At 48.7% G+C, this 275-nt stretch carries 1 pseudogene; it reads left to right on the top strand.

Annotated elements, in window-relative coordinates:
• Positions 1-275, top strand: a pseudogene (locus tag CWB80_RS22375) (amino acid dehydrogenase); the annotation flags it as partial.

Raw genomic sequence — 275 nt, 5'->3', positions numbered from 1 at the left:
GCAGAATTTGCACTTGGCGCAACGGTTAATGACACGACTATGCCGCGTTTAAAATCAACAATTATTGCAGGTTGTGCGAATAACAAATTAGCAGAGTCTCTTCACGGTGAGATCATCCGCGAAAAAGGTTTTTTATACGCACCAGATTACGTCATAAACGGAGGTGGTGTCAGCAACGTTTATTACGAAACTGCTCCTGCTGGTTATTGTGGAGAAGCGTCGACGCCGCGCGTGGTGGGCAGTTTTGCGGCGCGAAGAGGGAGCTTTGGTCGCTC

The sequence above is a fragment of the Pseudoalteromonas sp. S1650 genome (assembly GCF_005887195.1).
Taxonomy (GTDB): Bacteria; Pseudomonadota; Gammaproteobacteria; order Enterobacterales; family Alteromonadaceae; genus Pseudoalteromonas; species Pseudoalteromonas simplex.
The sequence above is the reverse complement of the archived record's forward strand: the minus strand, read 5'-3'. Positions and strand labels throughout refer to the sequence as shown.